Source organism: Brachyspira pilosicoli, from assembly GCF_019402445.1.
Lineage (GTDB): Bacteria > Spirochaetota > Brachyspiria > Brachyspirales > Brachyspiraceae > Brachyspira > Brachyspira pilosicoli_B.
This window is the reverse complement of the sequence record NZ_SRZM01000011.1, coordinates 1-6,126: the sequence shown is the minus strand read 5'-3', so window position 1 is coordinate 6,126 and position 6,126 is coordinate 1. Positions and strand designations below refer to the sequence as shown.

Annotated in this window: 6 protein-coding genes and 1 tRNA gene; 5 read left to right on the top strand and 2 right to left on the bottom strand. The window is 29.0% G+C overall.

Features of this window, described 5'->3' with window-relative positions; all coding sequences use genetic code 11:
• The coding region (locus E6A48_RS00400; protein ID WP_219708074.1) for a hypothetical protein at positions 1 to 537 on the top strand (537 nt) is incomplete at its 5' end.
• A gap of 56 nt (positions 538 to 593) precedes the next feature.
• Positions 594 to 854 (top strand): hypothetical protein, encoded by a 261-nt coding sequence (locus tag E6A48_RS00395; protein WP_219708073.1) that lies wholly within the window; start codon positions 594 to 596, stop codon positions 852 to 854.
• A 7-nt stretch (positions 855 to 861) separates the two neighbouring features.
• Here E6A48_RS00395 and E6A48_RS00390 read toward each other — a convergent pair.
• A tRNA-Leu gene (locus E6A48_RS00390) sits at positions 862 to 942 on the bottom strand.
• A gap of 51 nt (positions 943 to 993) precedes the next feature.
• Between E6A48_RS00390 and E6A48_RS00385 the strand changes: the two genes are divergently transcribed.
• The 3 genes from E6A48_RS00385 (at position 994) to ahpC (ending at position 4,923) form a co-directional block, all read left to right on the top strand.
• A complete protein-coding gene (locus tag E6A48_RS00385) occupies positions 994 to 2,613 on the top strand; it encodes a YhjD/YihY/BrkB family envelope integrity protein (RefSeq protein ID WP_219708072.1) in 1,620 nt (539 codons plus the stop codon).
• Between the two features lie 101 nt (positions 2,614 to 2,714).
• Entirely contained in the window at positions 2,715 to 4,244 is a 1,530-nt protein-coding gene (gene purH / locus E6A48_RS00380; RefSeq protein ID WP_219708071.1) for a bifunctional phosphoribosylaminoimidazolecarboxamide formyltransferase/IMP cyclohydrolase, read from the top strand.
• A gap of 115 nt (positions 4,245 to 4,359) precedes the next feature.
• Positions 4,360 to 4,923, top strand: coding sequence for an alkyl hydroperoxide reductase subunit C (ahpC, locus tag E6A48_RS00375; protein WP_219708070.1), 564 nt, complete (start codon positions 4,360 to 4,362; stop codon positions 4,921 to 4,923).
• An 81-nt stretch (positions 4,924 to 5,004) separates the two neighbouring features.
• Here the strand turns inward: ahpC and fabD are convergent, their stop codons facing one another.
• A complete protein-coding gene (gene fabD / locus E6A48_RS00370; protein WP_219708069.1) occupies positions 5,005 to 5,913 on the bottom strand; it encodes an ACP S-malonyltransferase in 909 nt (302 codons plus the stop codon).
• Between the last annotated feature and the right edge of the window lie 213 nt (positions 5,914 to 6,126).

Genomic DNA, 6,126 nt, shown 5'->3' with positions numbered 1-6,126 from the left:
GTAATAAACTTTGATATAAGCGAAAATAAAATTATTGTAAATGTATATCAAGATGGAAATATAAAAGAAACTTTTGAAGCAAACAAAATATCTGAAACTATAGATTACAAAGACTATAAAGATTATACAAACGGTACTTATAATCCTCCAACTTCTTTCAAAGAGGAAGATTATGCATTATACATATATGACCCTTTAATACCGCAAAATGGTGAATATTATAGAGTATTATTAAATGAATACAGAGCTTATTTTCCAAATTATGGCGAGTATATACCAAGAACTGTGAGAGTAGGATATTATAAAACAGATGTTGGATATAAAGCCTACATATTAAATGACCATAATATAGGAAACGGTCCTGGTTCTGCAAGAAGAGATTATAGAATATTTTTTAGTTCTTCTTTTTTAGCTATATCTGATTTAATAAATGGCGATATTCCTGTATTTGCTGTTTATAACCCAGCAGAAGTTCAAAAGGTATTACAAAAATTATCTAAGATTTATATGATATTTCCAGAAGACGGCATAAAATAAAAATTATCCTTTCAAAAAAAAGTGTTTTAGGTTATAATTTTATAAAAGGGACTATTGTGAATATTATATTTATTGTATTTATTATTATTATATTTATTATATTTATTTCTATGTTTGGAATACTATTTTTTGTATCTGGAATAGGAAAAATAGTTGATGTTATATCTTCTATAGTATTTAGAAATCATGAAGATTGTCCTTTTTGTAATACTAAGAATTCTATGAGGATAATAAAGACTTATAATGGATATAAAAAGGTATGTAATAAATGTAAATTTTCTATAGAAGTTGAAGATAAAGACGAAGAGAAAAAATAGAGATATTTGCGAGGGGAGGGAATCGAACCCTCATGCCTAGGGCGCTAGATCCTAAGTCTAGTGCGTCTGCCAGTTCCGCCACCCTCGCTTTTGTATCATTAATTATACATTAAAAAATATTTTTTGCAAGAAGTGTTTTATGACTAAAATCAAAATTTTTACTAACAAAATCAAAACTTTTTTTCAAAAGGAAATTTATTCTATAGATACAGCAAATGTAAACCCTGCATATAGATTCTTTATAAATTTATATAGAGTTATAACATTTGCAATAACAGACTTTTTTAAAGATGATTGTACTATAAGAGCAGCATCATTAACGTATCTTGTTACACTTTCTTTTATACCAGCATTAATAGTTGGTTTGTTTGTACTTAGAATATTTAACATTTATCAAAATATATTTATTTTAATATTCGATTGGATGGAAAAAAACGCTCCTTTCTATGAACCTATGGTAAGACAAATTTTAAATATTGCTGATAATACAGATTTAGCAAGCTTCGGTATTATAGGTGTAATATCTACTTTAATAAGTGCTAGTTTAATACTTCATAATATTCAAAAATCACTCATTAAAATTTGGCGTGTAAAAATAAGAACTTCTATACCAAGGGTAGCTGTAAACTATATTGCTCTTTTAATATTAATACCTGTTTCTATTGGTATATCTTTTACTTTAATAACTTATTCTTCTATAGCTTTATATTATTTGCCTGCTATTGTGAGAATATTAATATCTTGGGTTACTCCTGTTATTGCTATGAGTTTGCTTGTATTATTTTCTTATGTATTAGTACCGCAAACTAAAGTTAATTGGTCTAATGCTTTAATATCTTCTGTGCTTGTGGCTATTGCTATTATCACTTTATTTAGTGTATATTTTAAATTAAATATAAACGTAAAAAATTATAAACAAATATTTGACAGCGATAAATATAAAACTGAATATATTGTAAGAGAAGTAAATCTTTTAAATAATAAAAATGAATTAGCAGACATAAAATTAGATAGAATAAGCTATAGAATAATAGAAGATGAAGGAACTGGAATATCTGCTGCTACATATGAAAGAGAGGTAATATCTAGCAATGCTTTATTTTTTACAAACTTTGCTCCTAATATATATGAACAGGTTAGAAAATATAATTTCCAATTAGATGATATAGTAACTATCACAAGCGAAAACTCTCTTCTAACAAGCATAGAACCTGCAGAGTTATCATCAGCAAGTGCATTTGCTCAAATACCAGTGCTTTTATTATTGCTTTATATTGTATGGATAATTATATTATTTGGTGCAGAATTAACTTACTCGCTTCAATATTTTAGGTCTTATGGTGTGGATGTAACAAATATAAAATTATCTTTTGCAGAAAAAGAGATGATAGCTTTAGAGTTTATGCATACAATAGCATATAGATTTATGAATAATAAAAAATGCATGTCTATGTATGATTTGGCAAGAGATTTGAGAGTTGCCCCTTCTGTATTAAACGATATAGCAGATTCTTTAGAAGAAGCCCAATATATAGTAAAAATAGTAAATGGCTCTACAACATCATATACATTAGCCTGCCCTCCAGAACATATAACTATTGGAGATATTTTATATAAACTAAAAATGACAGGCGGTTTTAGGGCTAAGCATTTTAATAGAAATGATAAATACAAAAATATTATATATCAAAATAAAGCAATATCTGCTAAAGATTATAATACAACACTTTTAACATTGGTTGAAAGTAAAAAGAAATAATGTTTATTAATTTTAAAATTATTAGTAAAACATTCTTTACAATAGTGCCTTTTATATTATAATATTTTCATTAAAAACTATATTTTTTATGGAGATTGTTTATGATTAAAAGAGCATTGATATCTGTATTTTATAAAGACGGAATATTAGACTTTGCTAAATTTCTAACTTCTAAAAATGTGGAAATTGTTTCTACAGGCGGAACTTATAAATATTTGAAAGAAAATAATATACCAGTTATAGAGGTTGCTGAAGTTACAGGAGCTAAAGAAATGCTTGACGGAAGAGTAAAAACTTTGGACCCTAAAATACATGGTGCAATACTTGCTATAAGAGATAACCCTACTCATATGGAAACTATTAAAGAGAGAGGAATTACTCCTATTGATATGGTTATAGTTAATCTTTATCCTTTCTTTGAAAAGGTTCAAGATGATAATTTGAAATTTGAAGAAAAGATAGAGTTTATTGATATAGGCGGACCTACTATGCTTCGTTCTGCTGCTAAATCTTTTAAAGATGTTGTTGTTATAAGCGATGTTAAAGATTATGATTTGGTAAAAAGCGAAATGGAAAAAGGCGAAGTTAGTTTTGAAACAAAAAAATATTTAGCTTCTAAAGTGTTCAATTTAACTTCTGCTTATGATGCTGCAGTGTCTGAGTTTATGTTTAATTCATTAGAAAACAAGGAAGATAAAAAACTTAATTATTTGAATATGTCTTATGCTTTGAAAGAAGAATTAAGATACGGAGAAAATCCACATCAAGGGGCAAGCTATTATGTATCAACTACAGATAAAGGCTCTATGAAAGATTATGAACAATTAAACGGAAAAGAGCTTTCATTTAACAATATTAGAGATATGGATATAGCTTTAAAAATAGTATTAGAATTTGATGAAGCTAAAAAAGAATATGCATGCTCTGCTATAAAACACTCTACTCCTTGCGGTGCTGCTTTGGGAAGCAATGTATTTGAGGCTTATAATAGAACTTATAACTGCGACCCTACTTCTATATTTGGCGGAATAGTGGCATTTAACAGCACAGTAGATGAATCAACTGCAAAAGAACTTATTAAAATATTCTTAGAAATTGTTATTGCTAAAGATTTTACACCTGAAGCTTTAGAAGTATTAAAAACTAAAAAGAATTTAAGAGTTATAAAATATAAAACTAACACTAATGATAAAATTAATCTTGTTAAAGTAGACGGAGGATTACTAGTTCAAGATGAAGACACTACTTTAATAGAAGATTATAAGGTTGTAACAGAGAAAAAGCCTACAGAAGAAGAAATGAAGAATTTAATATTCGGAATGAAGGTTGTAAAATATGCTAAGTCTAATGCTATAGTGGTTATAAAAGACTTTATGGCTAAGGGTATAGGAAGCGGACAGACTAACAGAATTTGGGCTTGTGAAGATGCTTTAGAGAGAGCAGGAGACGGAGTTGTGATGGCATCAGATGCTTTTTTCCCATTTAGAGATGTAGTGGACGCTTGTGCTAAATACAATATTAAAGCTATAATTCAGCCAGGAGGCTCTATGAGAGACCAAGAGTCCATTGATGCTTGTAATGAGCATGGTATTGCTATGGTATTTACTGGTATAAGACATTTTAAGCATTAAAAAATATTTATATTTTTTAGGAATTTTTACTAATTTGTACACTTTTTTACTTGACAAAATTTATTATTTATTGTATTGTTAGAGTATACAAACAAAAAATAAAAGGAGTTTTATAATGAGTTTAATCAATAAAAAACTTATAGATTTCAAGGTTGATGCTTATCAAAATGGAGAGTTTAAAGAGGTTAGTACAAAAGATGTATTAGGTAAATGGAGTGTATTTTTCTTCTATCCTGCAGACTTTACTTTTGTATGTCCTACAGAATTAGAAGATTTAGGTACTGTTTATGATGAACTTAAAAAAATTAATTGTGAAGTTTATTCAGTATCTGCAGACACACACTTCGTACATAAAGCTTGGGCAGACGCTTCACCAACTATCAAAAACTTAAAATATACTATGCTTGGAGACCCAACAGGAATATTAGGAAGATTCTTTGAAGTATTTGTAGAAGAAGTTGGACAAGACTTACGCGGAAGCTTTATTGTAAACCCTGAAGGCGAAATTAAAGCTTATGAAGTACATGATATGGGCATTGGTAGAGATGCTAATGAATTAGTACGTAAAGTACAAGCTGCTCAATATGTTGCTGAACATGGCGGTGAAGTTTGTCCTGCTAAATGGAAACCAGGTGCTAAAACTTTGAAACCAGGAATTGATTTGGTTGGAAAAATCTAATTATTTAAACCTTTAAAATATAGTAAAAAAAGGGGGCTTTTTAAGCCTCCTTTTTATTTATAAAAATTAAAAAATTATTTTTTATTGTACTGAGTTTAGAGAGTCATTATCAAATACGCAAACAGCATCTATTTCTGGGGCTATTTTTTTAGACATACCAACTAATACCTTGCCAGGTCCGCATTCATATATTTTATTAACACCCTTACTTTGAAGATTAATCATGCTATCGTACCATCTTACAGTAGAGAACATTTGTTTGTAAAGGTTATCTTTTATATTATCGAAACTATGCACATCTGCCGTAACATTTGATAATACTTTATTACCGCTATTATTAAATTGAACATTATCCAAGAATTTTTTAAGTTCATCAGCGGCAGGCTTCATAAATGGTGAGTGGAAAGCACCAGAAACTTTTAAAGGCATAACCCTTTTAGCACCAGCCTCTTGAAGTTTAGGAGTAACAGCCTCTATAGCACTAAGCAATCCTGATATAACAATTTGGTCTTTTAAGTTGTAATTAGCAGCAACTACCTCTTTGCTTTCAGGCATGCACTTAGAAACAGTGTCATAATCCAAACCAAGTACAGCAGCCATACCATAAGGAGCATCAGCACCAGCTTTTGCCATGAGTAGTCCTCTAGTTCTTGCAATCTTTACAGCATCTTCAAAAGAGATATATCCAGCAGCAGAAAGAGCAGTAATCTCTCCTAAACTATGTCCTGCAAAATAATCTCCCTTTATTCCTTTAGCTTTTAAAGCTTCATAAACAGCCATACCAACAGTAACCAAAGCAGGCTGAGTATTTTCTGTTTTCTTTAAATCCTCTTCGCTTCCTTCAAAGCATAATGCCTTAATATCTACATCATCTAATATATTAGCAGCTTTATCAAATATAGCCTTAGACTCTGCTACATTATCATATAAAGATTTACCCATTCCAACAGTTTGAGAGCCTTGTCCTGGAAATAAAAATGCTATTGACATAAGTATTATTCTCCTTTTTGTAAATTTATTTAAACTTTGTATATTCAAAAATATTAATGAATTATATTCAAGATATTAACAATAAATTAGAGTTTTATCAAGTAAGTTTTTATTAATAAAGCCATTTATATTTTTATCAATAATTTATAAATAATAAAAAATTAATAAAGTTTATATTTCTTATTGTTCTTTTTCCCGCGTACGAGCTGTACC